General features: G+C 53.5%; 25 protein-coding genes. 2 read left to right on the top strand and 23 right to left on the bottom strand.

Annotated elements, in window-relative coordinates:
• The first annotated feature begins 28 nt into the window (after positions 1-28).
• Positions 29-376, top strand: coding sequence for an RNA polymerase-binding protein RbpA (locus BITS_RS03105; RefSeq protein ID WP_026642242.1), 348 nt, complete (start codon positions 29-31; stop codon positions 374-376).
• A 122-nt stretch (positions 377-498) separates the two neighbouring features.
• On the top strand, positions 499-1,212 hold the full coding sequence (locus BITS_RS03110; protein ID WP_026642241.1) for an HAD hydrolase-like protein: 714 nt from the start codon (positions 499-501) through the stop codon (positions 1,210-1,212).
• 554 nt (positions 1,213-1,766) lie between these two features.
• Here BITS_RS03110 and BITS_RS03115 read toward each other — a convergent pair.
• From BITS_RS03115 to rpsB, 23 genes are all read right to left on the bottom strand, one after another.
• Positions 1,767-2,468 (bottom strand): TenA family protein, encoded by a 702-nt coding sequence (locus BITS_RS03115; RefSeq protein WP_026642240.1) that lies wholly within the window; start codon positions 2,466-2,468, stop codon positions 1,767-1,769.
• 494 nt (positions 2,469-2,962) lie between these two features.
• Positions 2,963-3,337, bottom strand: a complete 375-nt coding sequence (locus BITS_RS03120; RefSeq protein ID WP_051264356.1) for a hypothetical protein — start codon at positions 3,335-3,337, stop codon at positions 2,963-2,965.
• A gap of 133 nt (positions 3,338-3,470) precedes the next feature.
• Complete coding sequence (locus tag BITS_RS03125; RefSeq protein ID WP_081693535.1) at positions 3,471-4,118, bottom strand: MerR family transcriptional regulator; 648 nt, start codon at positions 4,116-4,118, stop codon at positions 3,471-3,473.
• 22 nt (positions 4,119-4,140) lie between these two features.
• Positions 4,141-4,578: an FHA domain-containing protein gene (locus BITS_RS03130; protein ID WP_026642239.1), complete on the bottom strand. Its 438-nt coding sequence runs from the start codon at positions 4,576-4,578 to the stop codon at positions 4,141-4,143.
• Positions 4,579-4,583: 5 nt separating this feature from the next.
• Positions 4,584-5,414: a DUF881 domain-containing protein gene (locus BITS_RS03135; RefSeq protein WP_026642238.1), complete on the bottom strand. Its 831-nt coding sequence runs from the start codon at positions 5,412-5,414 to the stop codon at positions 4,584-4,586.
• Between the two features lie 6 nt (positions 5,415-5,420).
• Positions 5,421-5,753, bottom strand: coding sequence for a small basic family protein (locus BITS_RS03140; protein WP_026642237.1), 333 nt, complete (start codon positions 5,751-5,753; stop codon positions 5,421-5,423).
• On the bottom strand, positions 5,753-6,733 hold the full coding sequence (locus BITS_RS03145; protein WP_026642236.1) for a DUF881 domain-containing protein: 981 nt from the start codon (positions 6,731-6,733) through the stop codon (positions 5,753-5,755). The genes BITS_RS03140 and BITS_RS03145 overlap by 1 nt, the downstream gene beginning before the upstream one ends.
• On the bottom strand, positions 6,733-7,338 hold the full coding sequence (locus BITS_RS03150) for a CDP-alcohol phosphatidyltransferase family protein (protein WP_026642235.1): 606 nt from the start codon (positions 7,336-7,338) through the stop codon (positions 6,733-6,735). The genes BITS_RS03145 and BITS_RS03150 overlap by 1 nt, the downstream gene beginning before the upstream one ends.
• 10 nt (positions 7,339-7,348) lie before the next feature.
• On the bottom strand, positions 7,349-8,200 hold the full coding sequence (hisG, locus tag BITS_RS03155; RefSeq protein ID WP_026642234.1) for an ATP phosphoribosyltransferase: 852 nt from the start codon (positions 8,198-8,200) through the stop codon (positions 7,349-7,351).
• Between the two features lie 34 nt (positions 8,201-8,234).
• The gene (locus BITS_RS03160) at positions 8,235-8,498 is read right to left on the bottom strand and encodes a phosphoribosyl-ATP diphosphatase (RefSeq protein ID WP_026642233.1); all 264 of its coding nucleotides are present in this window, start codon (positions 8,496-8,498) and stop codon (positions 8,235-8,237) included.
• A gap of 16 nt (positions 8,499-8,514) precedes the next feature.
• Positions 8,515-9,183: a ribulose-phosphate 3-epimerase gene (rpe, locus tag BITS_RS03165; protein WP_026642232.1), complete on the bottom strand. Its 669-nt coding sequence runs from the start codon at positions 9,181-9,183 to the stop codon at positions 8,515-8,517.
• A 54-nt stretch (positions 9,184-9,237) separates the two neighbouring features.
• Positions 9,238-10,203 (bottom strand): prolipoprotein diacylglyceryl transferase, encoded by a 966-nt coding sequence (gene lgt, locus BITS_RS03170; protein ID WP_081693534.1) that lies wholly within the window; start codon positions 10,201-10,203, stop codon positions 9,238-9,240.
• A gap of 97 nt (positions 10,204-10,300) precedes the next feature.
• Complete coding sequence (gene trpA / locus BITS_RS03175; protein WP_026642231.1) at positions 10,301-11,173, bottom strand: tryptophan synthase subunit alpha; 873 nt, start codon at positions 11,171-11,173, stop codon at positions 10,301-10,303.
• 22 nt (positions 11,174-11,195) lie between these two features.
• Entirely contained in the window at positions 11,196-13,286 is a 2,091-nt protein-coding gene (locus BITS_RS03180) for a bifunctional indole-3-glycerol phosphate synthase/tryptophan synthase subunit beta (protein WP_026642230.1), read from the bottom strand.
• Between the two features lie 106 nt (positions 13,287-13,392).
• Positions 13,393-14,964 (bottom strand): anthranilate synthase component I, encoded by a 1,572-nt coding sequence (gene trpE, locus BITS_RS03185; protein WP_026642229.1) that lies wholly within the window; start codon positions 14,962-14,964, stop codon positions 13,393-13,395.
• Positions 14,961-15,368, bottom strand: a complete 408-nt coding sequence (gene hisI / locus BITS_RS03190) for a phosphoribosyl-AMP cyclohydrolase (RefSeq protein WP_026642228.1) — start codon at positions 15,366-15,368, stop codon at positions 14,961-14,963. Before hisI ends, trpE begins: the two co-directional genes overlap by 4 nt.
• 93 nt (positions 15,369-15,461) lie before the next feature.
• Entirely contained in the window at positions 15,462-16,232 is a 771-nt protein-coding gene (gene hisF, locus BITS_RS03195) for an imidazole glycerol phosphate synthase subunit HisF (RefSeq protein WP_026642227.1), read from the bottom strand.
• Between the two features lie 75 nt (positions 16,233-16,307).
• Complete coding sequence (rlmN, locus tag BITS_RS03200) at positions 16,308-17,486, bottom strand: dual-specificity RNA methyltransferase RlmN (RefSeq protein WP_026642226.1); 1,179 nt, start codon at positions 17,484-17,486, stop codon at positions 16,308-16,310.
• A 62-nt stretch (positions 17,487-17,548) separates the two neighbouring features.
• Positions 17,549-18,529, bottom strand: a complete 981-nt coding sequence (locus BITS_RS03205) for a phosphatidate cytidylyltransferase (protein WP_407712205.1) — start codon at positions 18,527-18,529, stop codon at positions 17,549-17,551.
• Positions 18,530-18,565: 36 nt separating this feature from the next.
• Complete coding sequence (gene frr / locus BITS_RS03210) at positions 18,566-19,120, bottom strand: ribosome recycling factor (protein WP_026642224.1); 555 nt, start codon at positions 19,118-19,120, stop codon at positions 18,566-18,568.
• Positions 19,121-19,191: 71 nt separating this feature from the next.
• The gene (gene pyrH / locus BITS_RS03215; protein WP_034533910.1) at positions 19,192-19,941 is read right to left on the bottom strand and encodes a UMP kinase; all 750 of its coding nucleotides are present in this window, start codon (positions 19,939-19,941) and stop codon (positions 19,192-19,194) included.
• A 326-nt stretch (positions 19,942-20,267) separates the two neighbouring features.
• The gene (gene tsf, locus BITS_RS03220; RefSeq protein ID WP_026642222.1) at positions 20,268-21,119 is read right to left on the bottom strand and encodes a translation elongation factor Ts; all 852 of its coding nucleotides are present in this window, start codon (positions 21,117-21,119) and stop codon (positions 20,268-20,270) included.
• A 67-nt stretch (positions 21,120-21,186) separates the two neighbouring features.
• Positions 21,187-22,023, bottom strand: coding sequence for a 30S ribosomal protein S2 (gene rpsB, locus BITS_RS03225; protein WP_026642221.1), 837 nt, complete (start codon positions 22,021-22,023; stop codon positions 21,187-21,189).
• Positions 22,024-22,197: the final 174 nt, after the last annotated feature.

The raw sequence follows: 22,197 nt of genomic DNA on the forward strand, positions 1-22,197 counted from the left end.
ATAGTGAGCCAATAAGGAGGCAAAGGTAATGGCAGAACGCAGTCTGCGAGGCATGAGCATCGGTGCAAAGTCTTTGGAGTCTGATGACAACGTGGATTTCGCCGCGCGCAATGATGTGGCATACATCTGCCCGAAGGGTCATCGCACCATCCTGCCATTTGCTGAGGGTGCAGAAGTCCCGGATGAATGGGAATGCCGTTGCGGCCTTGTGGCACGACGTGAGGGCGAGCAGGATCAGGAAGGCGATGAAATCACCAAGCCTACCCGCACACACTGGGATATGCTGCTTGAACGCCGTAGCGAAGATGAGCTGAAGACGCTGCTTGACAAGCGTCTGGAAATGCACCGCGAAGGTTGGATTCCTGATTACGAATAATCGTAATCGGCATAATCGTTGCATAACAATAGGAAATTGGGGGAGAGGCGTGCCTGCCATGAAAGGCAAGCCCTCCCCATATTTATGGCAACCATATTGATGGCATGAGTAGAGGAAGTAATATGGCGGAAGCAAAACGTGTTGTTCTTTTGGACCTTGATGGCACTCTGACCGATTCTGCTGCGGGTATTATTGCATCCATCCGCAAGACCTACGAAGAGATGCAGATCCCTGAGCCAGATGATGCTGAATTGCGTCGCTTTGTGGGACCTGCAATCAGCACTTCCTTGCGTCGTAATAATGTGCCTGAAGAACGTATCGAAGAAGGCGTTCAGATCTATCGGAAGTATTATTCCCAGCGCGCTGAATTTGACGATCCCAACCAGCCTGGCAACAAGGTTCCTGGCAATCTGTACAACAGTGTTTTTGAAGGTATTCCGCAGCAGCTGGCTCAGCTTCGCGAAGCCGGATTCCTGCTGATGGTTGCCACGTGCAAGCCGGAATATCAAGCCAAACCCATTTGCGAACACTTCGGACTGACCGATATGGTCGACGGTATTTATGGTGCCAGCAAGGATAACACGCGGCTGACCAAGGAACAGGTCATCCGATATGCCTTCGAGAGCTTTGGATTTGACGCCGAGGCCGGCGACCGTGCGCTTATGGTTGGAGATCGCTGGACCGATGCGGATGGTGCCGTTGCGTGTGGTCTGGATTGCCTTGGTTGCGGCTGGGGCTATGCAGAGCCTGGCGAATTGACCGAACACGGTGCTTATCGCATCATCCAGAATGTCTCTGAACTCAATGATGCCGTTCAGGAGTATTTCGCCTCATAAATAATCCTTGGCATTCAAGGTTGAGTGGATTGCTGTCCAATGGATGATTTCTATCCATTGGACAGTTTTGTATGGTGGCAATTGAGACAGCTCTGGTCAGTTATTCATATTCATGCAGTTTGTATTCCGCTGGTGTGCAAATCGAACTGAATTGGTGAATGTGTTCTTGCCGTCAAGCGATTCCATGCATTCAATGACAAAGACAACGACAAGGGCTTGTGGATTCGGTAGCCATCGTCTCCTGCGTAATAATAGTATATATTATCCGATAATGTACGTTATGTCAGATTAATGATATTGGTTTCAGAATACGGATGACCAAATTCCTGGATACGACTACCCTATATCCAATGGATTGAAATCGTTTCCTGCCTCTGCACTGACGATGTAACCGCAACAACCTATCCACAGCGTTGTGTTCGGTTAGTGATTGAGTGGTTATTATTGCGTGCGCACACTGCGATGAATCAACATGCACACGCAATGCTTGTATCAACTATTTACAATGCAGCCCAATATGCAGCCATATACCGACGGCAATACTCGCAAAGTCCTTAGTCCAGCTGATACGAATCCTCGAAGAACCGACGTTCCAGATGGACCATTGTCCGAAATACCTCGGCCTCAGGACCATTCACGGAGCAATATTCATTGACCAAAGCGATGAGATTGCCAACCCAGGCACGGAACAGTTCACCTTCGTGCAAATCCACCCAGCCTTTATGCGCAGGAATCTGTTGGACAACACTGGCATCAACAGTGCGCTTGGCCCAGGCGAGATACACCCATTCCATGCAGCACATTGCGGCAACAAGCACTGGCCAGCCCTTGTCGGCCAAGGATTCAAGATATTCTCCATACTCCTTATTGGCAGGTGTCTGTTCTGTCTCGTCATATTCTTGCTGGCTGATGTTGTATGCCTTGATGAAATGCTCGAAATACGTGGTTTCATTGTCTTCGAACCATTGTGCCTGCTTGCTGAGCATATCCTTGGTTTCTTGGCGCGGAGCCAGTTTGATCAGTCTGCCCATCATGCCGTTGTCATAGAATTTAAAATCCTGGATCAGATACGCCTTCAAAACCTCCTCAGGGAGTTCATCATTCAGCAATTCGTTGACGAAACGGGAATTAATCGCCTCAACCCAATCTTCGGTATTCAACATATACATGTGATCAGCCACTGAGCCGGCTTCGGCCCCGAGCCATGCATAATCGCCGCTTGCTGGTTGCTTTGCCAGAGGAACATTCTTTGTCATAATTACCCTTTCCGAACGGTATGCAATGAACTTGAGCCATCGCATACCGCCATATTGATTTGGATGGTCGCTCGTCGTTGTGACGCACCAGTCTCCCCTGTTGATTTGCAACCCACAGGATGTACCTGAGTAAAGAGACGAATTATGATCATTAACAACGAGTGCTTTACGGTTATTGAAGGCATCTATGCATTCATATTGCGACTGGCAACACCGAGACAGAATCTCAATTGTTTCGTGCGATAGCCAATAATCATATCGATGCCTTTCATGTCGTAAAGGCACAGGAAAGAGAGACGTCCGTGCGCCGGCATTACCCGGTATACGTTCTTGCGGTTGAAGCGTCAGCTTCCTCTCAGCCTTTCGGCCCCCGTGTCCGTATTCGATATTACACGAGAGGATTCAGGGACGGCCGCTCGTGATTCTTCTCGTGTCGCTTCCCTCAAAATGCCTCATCGCACATTGATGCGAACATATGTTCGAAGGATTGGTTATTATCGTTTGAGCGTTCTGTTCAGTTTGGCATCCATGGTTGAATGCCATGAACGCCGGGCCTGCCTGTACATAAGCGCCAATTGGGCGGCAATGGTCAGGACCAGAATGATGGCAGATGGCCATCCAAGACGCACATACCACAAGTCGGAAGGTATGTCTCCGTCAACATTCAGCATCAGATACACACCATAGGCTGCAGCGCCACAGAGCACACTCATGATATGCAACCATAATATGACACTGCTCACGGGTGGGATGACATGTGTTGAGGAGATCTGCGCAGAGACGCCCTTGGTTGCACGGATACATGCGATGCAAATACCAATGCCGATAAGCATGGCAATACACCACAGGAATACTGGAACAACAATCACAGTGCGCTCTCCCCTATTTCTATTGCCAATTCATCAATTGTTGAATGACAGCAGCATTCGAACTGAACTCCATCTTCGAAAGACTTGTATTCATGGCGAACGATTTGATTGGCTTCGAGCCTCATGTCCAATCCTAGGCTGTGTGCCGTGAGGCTCGTTGTGCGGCCAATTTCTTACGCATACGCATGGCGGTGAGTTCGTCAATGGGACGTACAGATGAGGAATGCGACGGCACCTTGGTCAAATCCACGAAATCCTCCTGCGCGAGATTCGCCTCGACCTGATTCCAAAGCGAACCAACGGAAACCGCGAACATCGCCTTGCCGCTTTGCAACAGAGTCATCATCTCATCGCTTGTGGTGCATTCATGAACATGCTCGCCGTCACACATTATCGTGACCCGCTCCAACTGGGCGGTTGTGCGTTGTGTGAGGAATCCGATGGCCGCTGTCACATTCTGAAGGTTGACGCCGGCATCAAGCAAACGCTTGGAAACAGCCAGGATAACCACATCCTTAAAGGAGTACAGTCGCCTGGATCCCGATCCGCGAGATGGAGTGATAGAAGGTTCGACTATTTGCTTGCGAGCCCAGTAATCCAGCTGACGGTAGGTGATACCGGCAACTTTGGACGCCACTGTGCCTCGGTATCCACGCGTGTTCTGCTCGTCATCGTCAGTAGAAAACAGTTCACCCTGAATCGCCTGGACGGGCAAGGTATCCCCTGTCTCCTGGTCATCGAAGAATCCAGGAGATTCCTGCCTACCATCGCGTGACACCATTACAGCCGCCCTACCAGCAGATTCAGGCCACCACGGCTGACTTGGTGAAGAAGACCAGACGGAACTTTCCGATCATAATCTCGTCGCCGTTCTTCAATACCGCCTGATCCACACGCTGACGGTTCACATAGGTGCCATTCAAGCTGCCCGCGTCAACAACCGTGAATTGATTGCCATCACGACGGAACACGGCATGTGCACGCGAAACCGTGGAATCATCGAGCAAGATATCGGCGCGAGGATCTCTGCCCACACTCACTTCATCTTCATCGAGTAGATACCGTGAACCGGATACCGCGCCACGCGTGGAAATCAGCAATGCCGTACCAGAAGGCAGCTTGGTTATCGTATCGAGATCGTCCTGAGTCAATGGACGGTCACCGGTTGCGGTAACAGGGATATTGATGGCGGGCAGACCGATAATGGTCGTCTCGCCTGCGCTTGGGATAGGATCAGTCATAATCGTTATTCTACAATCTTTGCATACGTATACTTGCTGGCGACATGCACTTCGTCTATTGTCACCTTATCCGAGGTGGCGACATCCACGGTGGCGCCAAACTTCACTTTCAGCCTCGAGCCTACACCGCCTGCGATATTCACGGCATTTTGGAGATTCTGAGGATCGCCTATGGCCTTGACAATATACGGTGATTCAAGCAGGATGCCGTCGCATTCCAGACCGTTGTCGGTGTCGCTTATGTAGGTCGAAGTCACGATACGCACGCTGTTGATCGCCATGACCTCAACGCCGGCATTACGGAGTTCTTCGATGAGCTGGAACATGGTCGATGCGTCGATGGTCGATTTCGTGCCCTGGGAAATGGTGATAATCACACCTTTGCCTTCAGCGGGTAACCTACCGGAGAGTAAGCCACTGGTTTCCTCGTTCTGCTCGGCGATGCGTTTTGCCTCTTCCTGCTTATCGGCCGCAGCTTGCAGAGCGTTGAGCTGACCACTCAACTCGCTTTTGCGTTGTTCAAGATTCTGCACTTGGGAGCTGGTTTCGCTTATCAGACGAGTCAGTTCCTCTTCGCTCATCGTTTCATATGTCGACGTGGTGTTACTGAGCTGAATCGCATAGCCAAATCCGAGAAATGCGCACATGATGATGATCAAAATGCTGGTTATCAGACGGCTACGAGTCGGATTGGCATCAAGGGAACGGCGTCGACGATCCGGCTTTTTGCGCACCACGGGGAATGCGCCGGTATCCATGCGGTCGTTTTCTTTATCCTGAGCATGTTGCGTATGCATCCTGCTCAAAACATCATTCGGTTCACGTTGTTTGGCCATGCGGCATCACCCACGGAAGATAAAGCGTCTGATAGCAGAAACATTCGAGAATATGCGAATGCCCAAAACGACGATCACAGCAGTCTGCAATTGGGAGCCGACGCCAAGCTGATTGCCAAGAAGCACCAGCAAGGCAGCTGTCACCACATTGGAAATAAACGAAATGACGAACACCTTATCGGAGAAGCTACGCTCATAGTATGCGCGTGCTGCTCCCAGCAAGGCATCCAAAGCAGCCACAACCATAATGGGCAGATATGGTTGAAGCACGATGGGAATATCCGGCCTGACGAAAATGCCGACGACTATTCCAATAATCAACCCCAAAACGGCCGCCACTACTCTGCCCTCCTCGCATAGGTCACATCCGATGGATCTGCGGCGTTCAATGTCAAGTCATCAGACTTAGACACCTGCGGGTAGATACCCGCCTCAGCGAAGGAATCATAAAGAGATTGCTGCTGAGAGGCACTGAGTGCGGATGCCAACGCGTTTTTATCTCCAATAGCTTCTATGGTATATGGGCTTTGAATTTGTTTGACCCCAACCAAAATGGTTTCTCCGGCCGTGCGCACCGAAGTCTGGACCCCTAGCCTATTGCCGTTGATGGAAATAGCCTCCGCACCTGAACGCCATAACAAAGAAACCCATATCTGCAGATCGGCATCGGTGACGACTCGAATTCGTCCTGAGGAATTCTCACGCGGCAACGAGCCGGAATTGTCATTGCTTGCAGCGATGGGATCGGCCAAAGTCAAGGTGATTCCGCTGCCTTGCACAGCGACGCTACCCATGGTCAACTCGTCATTGAGAGCCGTGGAACTGGTGGTATTGTCGGTCAGGCCTTGAGATTCCTGTTCAATCTGAGAACGCAGATCGGAGACGTCTTTCGATGTCGATTGCAACTGATCGGTAAGCTGAGTCAACTCATTCGCAAGGCTCGTCCTCACGGCTTTGCGAGGATCGGCTTGTAATTGTTGGACGAAAAGAGATCCCAGGAAGCCCACTGCGATGCAGATGATGAACACGATAATGCGCGTTGACCATATCGAGAATGCTGATGGATGGTGCTGAATAAGGCGGGCATCCGAAAACAGCGGGTCCACAGGGCGATTGGTGAGATCGTCAATCAGGCGCAGGGAATCATCGCCCAATTTGCGGCGTCTATTGGAAATTCCAACGCCTGACATTCCTTCACGTTGCACATGGTGTGACTGCAAACCGGCGTTGTTTTTGGAGAACAGCGCACGCCTGCGAACCGGTGCATGTTCATCAGGCACCGGAAACGAAGGGAGCTGGTGAGGACGGTTACTGGACATTATTGACGCTCGCTGCGAATTAATTGCACGCCCTGACGAAGGTATATGTAACCGGCCAGCCAGTACAGAGCAATGCCCCATAAACCGCCTGCGATGGCACACAGATGCAGGATATCAGCGACCGGATGTGTCCAAGCATCCGCAATAATCAATGCGACAATGGACATCATCAATAGCGCAGTACCGGCCTTGCCGACGAAATGGACCGGCAACGGACCGTAATCGTACTGAGCAAGGACCAATACCAATATGGTCATCATCACATCTCGTAGGCCAACAAGGATGAGCATCCACCAAGGGATGATGTCGGCCAATCCCAATGCCAGAATACTGAAGAAGATGAGCAATCTGTCTGCCAGAGGGTCAAGGCTCTGCCCGATTTTGCTCACCTGGTTCAAGGTTCTTGCAAGGAAACCATCGATGCCATCCGAAATCGCGGAGATGGCCAGCACAATCAATGCCGGTACCATCTCATGGCGCGAAACCAACCATGCTATGAATGGGATGGAGAGAATGCGCAGCACGCTGATCAGATTCGGAATGGTGAAATAAATATCACGCGCTTCCGGACTGTATCTTTGCTCTTCGGGTTTCAGTTCGCTCATATGAGTCGAATTAGATCCTGGAAGCCTGCAATGCGGTGACGATTATGCCACGAGCGCCGACATCATAGAGTCGATCCATGAGGTTATTCACCTTTTCGCGTGGGACCATGACTCGAACTGCGGCCCATTGCTTGTCGTGAAGCGGCGAAATGGTGGGGCTTTCGAAACCTGGTGTGACATCCACCGCTGCAGCGACCTTGGAAACGGGGATATCGTAATCCATAAGCACATAGCGCTGTGCTGTGAGAACGCCCTGCAAACGGCGTTGCAGCACAGTGAGACGCTCGTCATTCTCCTCAAGGCGTGGGGAACGTATAAGCACGGCTTCGGAATGAAGGATAGGCTCTTCGAAAATTCTCAGACCTGCATTGCGCAAGGTGGTTCCCGTTGAAACAACATCCGCGATCAGGTCAGCGACCCCGAGCTGCACAGAGGATTCGACGGCACCATCAAGGTGGATGATATCGGCCTCGATTCCGCGTTCATGCAGGTAATCGCCAACGAGTTTGTCGTATGAACTTGCCACGCGTTTGCCATCGATGTCCTCAAGGGTGGAAATGCTGGACTCATTAGGAGCAGCGAATCTGAATGTGGAGGCGCCGAAGCCCAAAGGCAGATGCTCGACTGCTTGGGTATCCGAATTCAGCAAGAGATCACGACCGGTGATACCCACATCGATGGTTCCTCGACCAACGTATACGGCGATATCCAAAGGTCGCAGATAGAACAATTCGATATCGTTATCATGGTCTTCGACGATGAGCTGACGTGGATTGCTACGCAGGCGATAGCCGGCTTCCGACAGCATATTCCAAGCGGGTTCTGAGAGCATACCCTTGTTGGGCACAGCGATTCTCAGCATAATTCCTCCCTCACAGCCGCTTTGCGGCGTGCTCTCACAAATTCTTGTATATGTCTTCCAGCGTGATGCCACGGTCAATCATCATGACCTGCAAATGGTAGATGAGCTGGCTCATTTCTTCGGCGGTTCGATCCGCACCTTCATATTCTGCGGCAATCCAGGTTTCGCCGGCCTCTTCGACAATCTTTTTGCCGATGAAATGCGTGCCTTTGTCAAGCTCGGCGACGGTGAGAGAGCCTTCTTGACGTGACTGAGCCTTTGAGCTGAGTTCTTCGAATAGTGATTCAAACGTCTTCATTCCGTATTTCCTTCAATTAGTCGCGGAAGGCTGCGGTAGCCTGGTCACGAATATCGTTGATGGCCTTGGTGCGGTCTTCGGCGCCATACACCGCAGATCCTGCGACCAGTACGTCTGCGCCTGCTTCGGCCACGATATGAGCGGTTGAAGGGCTCACGCCGCCATCGACCTGAATAAGCGTATAAAGGCCGCGGCGAGTAATTTCGTCACGCAGACGACGAACCTTGTTCATCTGGTTATCCAGGAACTTCTGTCCACCGAAACCTGGCTCGACGGTCATGACCAGCACCATGTCAAACTCTTCGAGAATATCGAATATGGGCTCGACAGGTTCCGCTGGGCGCACAGCGAAGGACGCCTTGCAACCCATCTCTCGAAGCTGGCGTGCCAGACGCACTGGAGCATGAGTTGCACCCATGTGGAAAGTGACGGAAGCCGCACCCAGTCGGGCATATTCAGGGGCCCAACGATCAGGATCCTCAATCATCAAATGAACATCCACAGGCAGATCGGTGACTTCGCAAATGCGCTTGACAATGGGTTCGCCCAGAGTCAGATTCGGCACGAAATGATGATCCATAACATCGACGTGGACCATGTCGGCAGCTTCGATTGCATGCAGGTCACGTTCAAGGTTGCAAAAATCAGCGGAAAGAATGCTGGGTGCGATTTGAATGCTCATGATTCCTCATTCTATGGTCAGTGAACGACGAGCGCCATTCGGTATTAATTCTGAGTATCAAGCGTTGTGTTGTCTTCTTTCTGCATGCCTCTCAGCGGTCTGTTCATCCTCAACTGCTTCAAGGTGTTCGGAACTTGCATCGCTCGGTGCTGCAGTCTGGGATTGCCGCGGTGTAGCTTGCTCGGCCTGACGCTGAATCTCAGCGGAGGTCACAGCCACCAGACGTCGTTGCAATTCCGCACGCGATTGGTTGGAACGCTGCAACACGATGAACGCGATGGCACCTAGGACGAATACGCCCATAGAGACCCACACATTGATACGCACGCCCAGGAATTGATGCGCGTAGTCGATGCGCAGTGCCTCAATCCAGGTTCGACCGGCTGTGTACCACATGATATAGATGGTGAATAGTGAGCCCGGAGCCAATCGCTGCAAGGCCTTGTTGCCTATCCACACGATCAGCGCGGCGCCGATGAGATTCCACAACAATTCATAAAGGAACGTCGGATGATAGAGCACGCCGCTGTCATCCACGGACAAGCCCCAAGGCGAGGTGGTTGCCGATCCATAGAGTTCCTTGTTGAACCAATTGCCCAATCGGCCCACCGCTTGGGCGACCAGAAGAGCCGGAGCTATGGCGTCGGCCAATAATGCCATGGGATAATGCTTGAATCTGCACCAAGCCCATGCGGCCAAGGCTCCGAACAGCACACCGCCCCAAATGCCGAGTCCACCATTCCAGATGCGGAACATTTCCGTCCAGTCCCCTTGAGGGCCGAAAAAACGCTCGGGAGTGGTGATGATGTGATACAACCTGGCCCCGATGATGCCAGCAGGCACACTGCATAGTGTGATATCAAGCACCTGATCGAAGCTGCCGCCCATTCTCTTCCAACGACGCGTAGCGATCCACACAGCCAAAGCAATGCCTGTAAGAATGCACAGCGCGTAGAAGCGAATGGTGAACGGACCTATGGAAAAGGATGAGATCGACGGTGATGGGATGGAACTCAAAGTCATCATATTTTCGAATGGTAATGTGCACTGAAGATATCGGAACCGAAGCGCGCCTCCTCGACGTTATGTCGTGGCTGTGACGCGCTTCGATCTCAATATTTCAGACTCGTGCGTTATGAATGCCCTCTGCCAGCTCCTCTGTCTTTGCCGCCAACATGGCCAGACCTTCATCGCTGTTGCGTGCGGCCTTGCCGGATTCGTCAAGCAAGGTGTGCACCAGCGCGGATCCCACGATGACGCCATCGGCGTACTTGCCGACTGCAGAGCCCTGTTCGGCTGTGGAGACACCGATGCCGACGCAGACGCGATTCGCGCCGGCTTTTCGCGTTCTATCCACAAGAACCTCCGGTGAAGTGCCGATGGTTGCGCGTTCTCCGGTAACGCCCATTCGTGAGGCGGCATACACGAAACCACGTGCATTACGAGACACCAACGCCAGTCGTTCATCGGAAGTGTCTGGCGAGACCAGGAAGATTCGATCCAGACCATAGCGATCGGAGGTCTCGATCCACTCCCCTGCTTCATCGGGAATCAGATCCGGAGTGATCAGACCCGCTCCACCGGCTTGTGCGAAGTCAGCGGCGAAGCGATCCACACCATAATGGAAGATCAGATTCCAATAGCTCATGATCAGGGGTACACCACCGGCATTCGCCACCGCCTCCACTGCGCGGAACACGTCAGCGATGCGTTCACCTGCTTGCAAAGCGATCTGCGATGCCGACTGGATCACAGGACCATCCATAACGGGATCCGAATACGGCAGACCGATTTCCACCGCATCGACACCATGTTCAACCATGGTGCGTACGGCCTGTATGGAAAGGTCAGGGGTCGGGAAGCCAAAAGGCAAATAACCGATGAATGCAGGCCTGTTTCGTTCGTCAAGTGCGGCGAACATGGATTCTGTCGGACTCGGCCTGTGATTGATTCCCAGAGGTTGGCCTGATGGGGTTGAATTGGTATTTGTCATTGCACTGTGCCTTCTTACTCGCTTATTCGGTTACGCTGCTACCGTGTGCGCCATTGGCATCCAAGGCTTTGCTCTGGTCATCGGTGAGATATCCGAACCAGCGACCAGCAGTGGCCACATCCTTGTCACCACGTCCGGAGACATTGACGATGATCACCGGATCGGTGTAACCCTTGGCCTTGAGATCCTCAGCGGCCTTGAAAGCGCCGGCCAAAGCGTGCGAGCTTTCAATTGCAGGGATGATTCCTTCGGTTTCGCACAATGCCTTGAATGCGTCCATCGCCTCGTCATCAGTGGCATAGCTGTAGTTCACGCGGCCGATCTCCTTAAGCCATGCATGCTCGGGACCGACTGAAGCATAATCCAATCCTGCGGAGATGGAATATGTGTCCAAAGTCTGTCCTTCTTCGTCTTCGAGAAGATAGGACTGCGTCCCTTGGAAGACGCCGAGCTGACCGGTGCCATCGGTCAGGCGGATCGCGTGCTCACCGGATTCAGGACCGTGTCCGCCGGCTTCATAGCCATAGAGATTGACTCGCGGATCATCGAGGAATGCATTCATGATGCCGATCGCATTGGAACCTCCACCGACGCATGCGCAGATGGCGTCAGGATGATCGATGCCATAATCCTCGCGCAACTGGCTTTGCGCCTCTTCACCGATAAGCTTTTGGAAATCACGAACCATGGATGGGAAGGGATGCGGTCCTGCGGCGGTACCAAGCAGATAATGCGTGGTTTCCACATTGGTCACCCAATCTCGCAAGGCTTCGTTGATGGCATCCTTCAAAATCTTGGAACCCAGGGTCACTTCCACGACTTCGGCTCCAAGCAAGCGCATGCGAGCCACATTGAGTGCCTGACGTCGTGCGTCGATCTGGCCCATATATATGCGGCATTTCAGGCCGAGCAAAGCGCATACCGTCGCCGTTGCCACGCCATGCTGGCCGGCTCCGGTTTCTGCGATGACGCGGGTTTTCCCCATTCGCTTGACCAATAAGGCTTGCCCGAGCGCATTGTTGATCTTATGCGCACCAGTATGGTTCAGATCCTCTCGCTTGAGGAATACGCGCGCATTGAGTCCAGTGGCGTCATTGATGCGTTGTGCAAATCGAGGCGCCTCCGTCAGTGGTGAAGGACGGCCGACATAATACTTGTGCAGTCTTGCCAATTCCTCTACGAATGCGGGGTCGTTTTTCGCCTCGTCATACACCTGTTCGAGTTCGTCCAACGCGTGAATCAGAGCTTCGGGGACATGTCTGCCTCCAAAGCGACCGAAATATGGACCTTCATGCGTACTTAACGGGGTTGATTGTGATGACTTCACTCTTGCTCCTGCCTCTACCAAACGTTCTACGGCCAGTTGATGGTCGTCTGCAGTGGCCACTGCCTCACCGACGAGGACGGCATCCGCACCGGCCCTGGAGTATTCTTCAACTTCAACGCTGCCGAATATGCCGGATTCAGCGACCTTGATCACGTTCTGCGGCAGGTTTTCCGCCAGTTCGCGATACACGCTGACATCCACGCGTAAATTCTTCAGGTTTCGCGCATTGATACCGATAATCTGAGCACCGGCGGCTATGGCCCTATCGATCTCCTCACGGGTATGCGTTTCGACCAACGCATGCATTCCCAAGCTGTGCGCGAGCTCCAGCAAGTGTGCAAGCGTCTCATCATCGAGTGCGGCCACGATGAGCAAAATCAGGTCAGCGCCATGTGCCCGGGCTTCCCAAATCTGGTATTCCGTGACGATGAAATCCTTGCGCAATACGGGAATGCGGACCGCATGGCGAACCTGGTCGAAATCATCGAGGCTGCCGAGAAACACACGCCCTTCGGTGAGCACGGAAATCGCGCTGGCACCACCTTCGGCATATTCCCGAGCAAGCGATGCAGGATCAGGGATATCGCTTAAATGACCTTTTGAAGGAGAAGCACGTTTGATTTCCGCGATAACGGGTATTCCGTCATCGCGGCGAAGCCATCGCTTGACGTCCAAGGCAGCCGGCGCCTCCTGCGCCTGCTTCTTGAGTTCTTCCATCGAGACCAGCTGCTCGCGTTTGCGTTGATCTTCGACGGCACCTGCCACTAGGTCGTCAAGTACAGACATCATGCCTCCTATTTGTGGGTATGCCAACACTGTATCGATGCGGCTGCGACAAATAGTGCCGTATCTTGGCATATGACATTCTTGGCGGGTTTACAGCTCGGCTTGGCTAGAGCTCCTTCAATTGTGCTGCGATTTGGATGGCTGCCACACTCGCCTGTGCCTTGTTGCGAGTCTCCTGCCACTCGTTGATCGGCACCGAATCCAAAACGATTCCCGCGCCTGCCTGAACCGACGCCTTATGATCCCGCAGGAATGCGGTACGAATGGCGATGGCCATATCCATATTGCCGGAAAAATCGAAGTAGCCAACGGTGCCGCCATAGATTCCTCGGTCTGCGACTTCCAGCTCGTCGATGATTTCCACTGCGCGAGGTTTGGGAGCGCCAGATAACGTTCCTGCAGGGAATGCGGATTTAAACACGTCAAATGTGCCTAGTTCAGGTTTCACCATTCCGGTGACCGTCGAGCAGATATGCATGATATGGCTGAAACGCTTGATGTCCATCAAGGAGACGACTTCGACCGATTCGGGCTTGCAGACGCGGCTCAAATCGTTGCGAGCTAAGTCGACCAGCATAATATGTTCGCTGCGTTCCTTGGGATCAGCCAATAATTCCTTGGCGAGTGCCTCATCCTCCTCCGGATTGGCTCCGCGAGGACGGGATCCGGCGATCGGGAAGGTCATGGCATGTCCATTGTCGACCTTGATCAAGGTTTCAGGGCTTGACCCGATCACATTGAAATCGCATCCCTGTGCATCGGTGAGCGCAAAGAAATACATGTAGGGACTGGGATTGAGCGTACGCAATACGCGGTAGACGTCGAATGGATCGGCAGGCGAATCGATATCAAGACGTTGGGAAATGACCACTTGGAAGACATCGCCGTCAACGATATGCTGTTTGGCAAGATCTACGGCTCGCTCATAATCCGCCTGCTTCGTGCGGAAGCGCAGTTCCGGTTGTTCAACGCTCGAATCGAGAACATTGACTCGGCTTTCACCGCTCACAGGTGTCACTGCATCGCGTTGCATGGTATCCAAGCGTTGCAGTGCATTGTCATAGGCTTCATCCGCACGGGTCGGCGCATCGTTGATATTGACTGCATTGGCGATGAGCCAAACAGAGCCATTGGCATGATCCACCACTGCGATATCGGTGGCAAGAGCCAGCACCAATTCGGGCTGACCGGTTTCATCAGGTGCCTGGGCGCGCAGCGTGGGCTCCCAATGGCGGATGGCATCCCAGCCAACAGACCCGACGAGTCCGCTTGTGAGATTGGGAAGACCGTCCACGCGGGGTGCACGCAGAGCCGCCAGAGTGGCTTGTGCCACGTGCATAACATCTCCATGCTCAGGCACGCCGGCAGGAACTTGCCCCATCCAATGAGCTTGGCCGTGATCGGACTGCAATTGCGCCAGAGAATGGATACCTATGAAGCTGTATCGACTCCAAGTGCCGCCGAATTCCGCGGATTCCAGAATAAAAGTACCGCTGCGTCCCTGGGCCATGCGCTCATACAATCCAACGGGAGTGAGCGAATCCGCAAGGAGTCTGCGGACGATGGGGATGACACGATAGCCTTGATCCGCGAGCTTATGGAATTCTTCCCTGCTCGGCCAAGTGCCGCCCCAGGCGATATCTCGTACGCTGCACATATCGTCGTTGCTCTTGTTCATTGCACTTGTCCTTTCTCGCGCTCTCCTTGGACCACTGGCAAAGGGCCGCCTTCATCGAAGCAGGAACGTTTGCCGGTATGGCATGCGGCACCGACCTGATCGACCTGGACGAGCAAAGCATCGCCGTCGCAATCCAATGAGACGGCTTTGACATATTGGACGTGTCCGGAGGTGTCTCCCTTACGCCAGTATTCCTGACGCGATCTTGACCAGAACGTCACTCTGCCTTCGGTCAATGTTCGTCGTAGGGCTTCGTCATTCATATATCCGACCATCAGAACCTGTTTGGAATCGAATTGCTGAATGACTGCGGCGACCAGACCATGATCATCGCGTTTGAGTCTGCTGGCGATCCGAGGATCAAGCGTGGTCTGGTTGCTGTTGTCGGAAACTGTGTGCTCCATATTATGTCCCTGTATCAATGTGATTGCTTACTCAGTCATGCATGCATGTGATGCCGTTCATGATTCATCTCGTCGAGGATGAGCGATTCACGGCTACCGAACCGTGTATCCCGCTTCTCGCAAAGCCTGCTTGACTTCGGCTATGGTTATTTTTCCATAATGGAATACCGAAGCTGCCAGAACGGCGTTTGCGCCGGCTTCTATTGCCGGTGGGAAATGCTCAACCAGTCCGGCACCGCCTGAGGCGATAATAGGAATGTCGACTTCCTGGCGAACGGCTGAGATCATTTCGAGATCAAATCCTTGTTCGGTGCCATCCGCATCCATGGAATTCAGAAGAATCTCTCCAGCGCCCAGTTCCGCGGCTCGCTTCGCCCACCATACGGCGTCAATGCCGGTGGATTTGCGACCGCCCATGGTGGTGACCTCAAATCCTGATTGTGTATGCTGCTCACCCTGTTCACGACGTGCGTCAACGGAAAGCACAAGTACCTGGTTGCCAAAACGATCCGCGATTCTGCTGATAAGCGATGGGTCGTTTATTGCTGCTGTGTTGACGCCCACCTTGTCCGCACCGCAGCGAAGCAGGGAATCAACATCTTCAGGGGAACGCACTCCCCCGCCGACAGTCAAGGGAATGAACAATTCCTCGGCAGTGCGTTGCACAACGTCATATGTGGTTTGACGACGCCCACTGGATGCGGTGACATCCAGGAACGTCAATTCATCTGCACCCTGCCGGTAGTATTCAGCGGCTAATTCGACAGGATCGCCCGCATCGCGCAGATTTTCAAAGTGCACACCCTTGACCACTCGTCCAGCATCCACATCCAGACAGGGAATCACTCGCACGGCCAAGGACATACCTACCCCTATGGGAAAAATCATGTAACTGAGGCAACAGCCTAGCGGTTGCGATACACCGATAGGCCGTTTGTCTCATGATAGCGTTTTTGCTTTTGCTGCCAGCTGCCCGCAGGCTCCGTCAATATCCTGCCCGCGCGTATCGCGAAGCGTGGCAGTAATGCCGGCTCGGTGCAGAATATCAAGGAACTGCTGTTCATCCTCGGGCTTGGAAGCGGTCCACCGGGAACCTTCGATGGGATTCAAGGGAATCGGATTGACATGTGCCCAGTCGTCGCCATAATGGTTCAATCGTTTGGCCAAAAGTCGTGCATGCTCAGCTTGGTCGTTGATGTCACGCATAAGTGCGTACTCGATGCTGACACGCTTCTTGGAAGCCAGGTAGTAATCGTGCGCTGCGTCCAAAACCTGTGTGGTATTGAAACGTTTGTTCATAGGTACTAATTCATCGCGTAATTCGTCGCTAGGAGCATGCAGCGAGACCGCCAGGCGGACCGGAATGCCTTCAGCGGTGAGTTTTTTGATGCCGGGGACCACGCCAACGGTGGACACGGTGATATTGCGTGCGGAGATGCCGAAGCCTTCGGGTGGCAAAGAGCTGATCTGTCGGACTGCGCTCATTACGGAACGGTAATTACCCATAGGCTCGCCCATTCCCATGAATACGACATTGCTCAGGCGTCCAGGTCCTCCGGCCACTTCCCCGTCGCGCATTGCCTTGGCAGCAACGCGAACCTGCTCAAGGATCTCCCCGGTGGACATATTTCGAGTCAGACCAAGTTGCCCGGTTGCACAGAACGGGCAACCCATACCGCATCCCACCTGGCTTGATATGCATAGCGTCGTCCTTGTGGGATAACGCATCAACACGGATTCGATGCGGGCGCCATCAAAGAGCTTCCATAGGGTTTTCACCGTGGTTCCCTCATCCGCAACCTGACGGGTGACTTCTTCGATAAGTGTCGGGAAGAAGTTCTGAGCAGCCTCATGCCTCATCGAGGCCGGAAAATCGCTGAATCCTTCGGCATCGACATCGAAATGCGAGAAATAATGATTGGCGAGCTGATTGACTCTGAATTTTGGCAATCCAAGTGCTGCGGCACGTTCAATGCGCTGGTCCTTGTCCATATCGACCAAATGCACCGGAGGCTTGCCTCGCCGGGCGTGATCCTTGGCGAGAACATCACGGAATGCGCCTTTGGTACCGCCTTCAGTGATGCCGGATTCAGGTATTTCATTGTGCTGCGGGTTCACACGCTCTCCTTGAAGATGATATGTGAAAGAACTGAAGTTTGAGGAGGATTGGGCAGCTGGCATTACATGCCGGTGACCCAAAGCAATGCAGTCAGGAATGGTGCTGTCAGAAGAATCGAGTCAACACGATCAATGACTCCGCCATGGCCTTCGAGCAAATGTCCCATATCTTTGATGCCGATATCGCGTTTGAGCATCGAGGCGCATAGATCGCCAAAAGTGCCGACGACACCTACCAATATGCCGGTGAGAATAGGCACCCACCACAACGTCGACCAACGGTCCGAATATGTGACGGCAAAGACTGCGAACGCTCCTGCCATGGCGAATAGCATGGAACCGATCAGACCTTCGACCGACTTCTTGGGGGAAATTCTCGGTGAAAGCTTATGCCTGCCAAGCCATGCTCCGGCGAGGAGGCCGCCGGTATCGCTGAGTGCCGGCAAGAACACCAAGGTGATGGCATGCGCCACGGGATGATTGTTGAATGTCAGCGATATGACAATGCAGGAAGCCAGCAGAGGGATGTACAGCACGGTGAATACCGAAACCGCCACATGGCTGAATCGGCTGTGGAAGTGTTCTGCACGGTCATGGTTGAATGATGATTCCAGACGAGCCTTGGCATCGGTATTTGCCACTTTATTGGCCACAGCCATCGAAACTCTGGTTCCGAAATTCAACTTCAGGGTTGCGAACAGCACAACGAGGACGAGAGAAATCATGATGCACAGTGCCGCGGTGACCAGATGCCAATGGGCATAATAGGTCGCCAGCAAGGTGACCGTGGAGCAGATCCAGAGCAATACCACGGGAATATGCAAACCTACTGTTGCAAAGTCCACGCGCAACTCCCATAATGCCAATGACATAAAGGCGATTATGAGAACGATAAACGCATCGATGCTGATAAGCAGACATGCAACGATAACCGCGATCAATATCACAGAGGTCGCAATCGCCTGCGGCATATTACGGCCGGTCCTCTTGTTGATCTGTGCGAGTGTATCCTCTGTCTGGTGCTGCTGTGCGGTACTCATGATTCCTCTCCTCGTGTGAACGGTTCAACCAGGTGAGGCTCAGACCTCCATGATCTCCTTCTGCTTGCCTTCAAGCAGGGTGTCCAGCTCCTCGGTGATTTGCTTGGTGACCTTGTCGAGTTCCTTGAGCAGACGATCGCCTTCGTCCTCGCCCATATCGCCATCCTTGACGGACTTATCGATGCTTTCCTTGGTCTTGCGGCGGATATTGCGCACAGCGACCTTGCCATCTTCGGCCTTGCCCTTGGCCAGCTTGACGTATTCCTTGCGGCGCTCTTCGGTAAGCTCAGGCATGGTAATGCGGATGACATTGCCGTCACGACGGGGGCTCACACCGAGGTCGGAATCACGCAGGGCCTTTTCGACCGCATTGGCCTGTGATGCATCAAATGGCGTTACGGAGAGTGTGCGAGGTTCTGGCACACCGATGGATGCCACTGCCTTAAGAGGTGTGGGAGCGCCGTAATAGTCGACTGTTATGCCGTTCAGCAGTGCTGGATTGGCGCGACCGGTGCGGATGCCGGAGAAGTTTTCCTTGGTTGCCTCAACGGACTTGCCCATTTGTTCCTTGGCCTGATCAATCAGAGATGCCATGTGTGCTCCTTTGAATTGTGCGTGTTGTTTTGTGTTTCGATTATTCTGCGTGTTTGACTTTGCCGCGAAGACTATTTTGCGATGGCCGAGTGTGCCGTGGACACCAGGGTTCCAATGTTCTCGCCCACCAAGGCAGCGGTCACATCGCCACTTCCCTCAAGCCCGAACACACGGATGCGCTGCTGATTGTCTCGTGCCATGGAAAGTGCGGACGCATCCATAACCGCAAGGTTGTCAACCAGTGCGCGATGATAGCTGAGTGTGGCATAGCGCTGTGCACTGGCGTCTTTGCGAGGATCGGCGGTATACACGCCGTCCACGCCGTTCTTGCCCATAAGAACTTCATCGCAATGGATCTCCAACGAGCGTTGGATGGAAACCGTGTCGGTAGAGAAATACGGCATACCTGCACCGGCGCCGAAGATGACCACACGACCCTTTTCCAAATGTCTGATCGCCTTCAAAGGGATGTATGGCTCAGCAACCTGACCCATGGTTATCGCGGTCTGCACGCGAGTCGCCTGGCCAGCCTGCTCGAGAAAGTCCTGCAAAGCCAAGCAATTCATGACTGTGCCGAGCATACCCATGTAATCACCGCGGCTGCGATCGATGCCTGCCTGCTGCAATTCCGCACCGCGGAAGAAATTGCCTCCGCCGACAACTATGGCCACCTGGACACCTTGGCGAACGGCTTCTACGATTTCCCCTGCTATGCGCCGAACCACGTGTGTGTCAATACCGACGGCACCGCCACCGAAGGCCTCTCCTGAGAGTTTCAACAACACTCTGCGAGGCTTGTCCTCTGCATCCTTGCCAGCCATAGTCAGCCTTTCTTTGCCTTATGACATTGCCAAAATTACCGTATTCAAGCCTATCGGCAAATACCGACACTGTTTTCAAGAAGTCTGCGGTGTTCCGCGAATAATACGTAATTTGCTTTGTGGTATGCGCTTGATGAGAACGACCTATAGGCATCACCAGTTTCCGGAATGGATGACGTGCAGCATTGATGGCAATCACTGTCTGGGAAGATGCTGCACTCATGCATATGGTGAATATGCAAGATGCGGTGCCTGTGAACCCACAGACACCGCATCATAATGGCCCGTCAGTCAACTGCTTGAATTGACCTCAAGACTCATGCATCTTATTCGGCGGAACCCTTGCCGACTTCGATACGAGCGAAGGCCACGGCCTTGCCGCCGACTTCCTTGAACAGGTCGCCTACGGTCTTGGAAGGATCCTTGACATAGGACTGCTCCAGAAGCACGGTCTCCTTGAAGAATGCGTTCAGACGGCCTTCGACGATCTTAGGAACGATCTTCTCAGGCTTGCCCTCGGCGAGGGACTTCTCGGTGGCAACGCGGCGTTCGGACTCAACGATGTCAGAAGGAACGTCTTCACGGCTCAGCCACTGAGCACCCATTGCGGAAATCTGCAATGCGGCTTCGTGAGCCACTGCAGCACCGGCTTCATCAGTAGCGATCATGGCCACGATGCTCGGAGGCAGTTCCACAGACTTCTTGTGTGCATACACTTCAACATGAGGTCCGCTGATCTGAGCGAACTGACCGATCTTGACGTGCTCGCCGAACAGTGCTGCCGCCTCTTCCACGGCTTCCTTCACGGTACCGTTCTCAGCTGCTGCACCCAATACGTCGTCCACGCTGTTGGCGTTTGCTGCGATTGCATAATCCAACACCTGGTCGGTGAATTCAACGAACTTCGGGGTCTTGGCAACGAAGTCAGTCTCAGAATTGAGCTCCAAAGCGTATCCGGTCTGCTCGCCATTGGCGTCGACGACCTTGGATGCAATGGTGCCTTCCTGAGCCTTGCGGCCTTCGCGCTTGCCAGCGGCCTGAATGCCCTTTGCACGGATGATTTCCTTGGCGCGAGCCACGTCGCCTTCGGCTTCGGTGAGCGCCTTCTTGACGTCCATCATGCCTGCGCCGGTCTCTTCACGCACCTGCTTGATCAACGCTGCGGTAATTGCTGCCATTTATGTGTCTCCTCTTAGTTAGGAATAACCATTGGCCGGTCACTTCCGTGGCCGGCCAACAGGAATATCAGGCCTGTGCCTCTTCGGTGGACTGCTCGGCCTTTGCTTCGCCTTCGGCCTCAGCTGCAGGAGCTTCCTGAGTCAGGAGTTCCTTCTCCCAAGCTGCCATTGGCTGCTCAGCTTCGCCTTCGCTCTTGTTTGCGGAAGCCTTGCCGGAACGCTCCAGCAAACCTTCGGCAACTGCGTCGGCCATAAGGCTGGTCAGCAGCTCGATGCCGCGGATGGCGTCATCATTGGCTGCGATCGGGTAGTCGACGGACTCCGGATCGGTGTTGGTGTCGACAAGTGCGATTACCGGAATGCCCAGCTTGTGAGCTTCTTCGACGGCAAGCGCTTCCTTGTTGATATCAACCACGAACATTGCGGAAGGAGTGCGGTTCATGTTGCGGATACCGCCAAGCTGCTTGTTGAGCTTGTCCTTCTCGCGCTCGAGCAGCAGCAGTTCCTTCTTGGTCAGACCGGAACCACGCACATCGGAGAAGTCCATCTCCTCGAGTTCCTTCAAACGGTTCACGCGCTTCGAGACGGTCTGGAAGTTGGTCAGCATGCCGCCGAGCCAACGCTCAGAGACATACGGCATATTCACACGGGTTGCCTGTGCAGAGATTGCCTCTTGTGACTGCTTCTTGGTGCCGACGAAGAGAACGGTGCCATTGTGAGCGACGGTGGCCTTGATGAAGTCATAGGCCTTGTCGATCATTTCAAGCGACTTGAACAGGTTGATGATGTGAATGCCGTTGCGCTGGGTCAGGATGTACTGCTTCATCTTTGGATCCCAGCGACGGGTCTGATGGCCGAAGTGCAGACCGGCCTTCAGCATTTCGCTCATAGTAATTTGAGCCATGGTAATTCTACCTTTCTGTCGGTTATTGCCTGGCCATGCGTTCCTGCGTGCAGAAAGCCCGAAAGCATTTCCGACCGACACAGGCCGTCGCGGACATGGCGCGAATTCGTGCGTCTGATTGGGAATAATAGGTGGATTTCCTCGCCTCACGACTGCGGGGGAACCCGGTTGACG

This window comes from Bifidobacterium tsurumiense, assembly GCF_000741765.1.
GTDB classification, from domain to species: domain Bacteria; phylum Actinomycetota; class Actinomycetes; order Actinomycetales; family Bifidobacteriaceae; genus Bifidobacterium; species Bifidobacterium tsurumiense.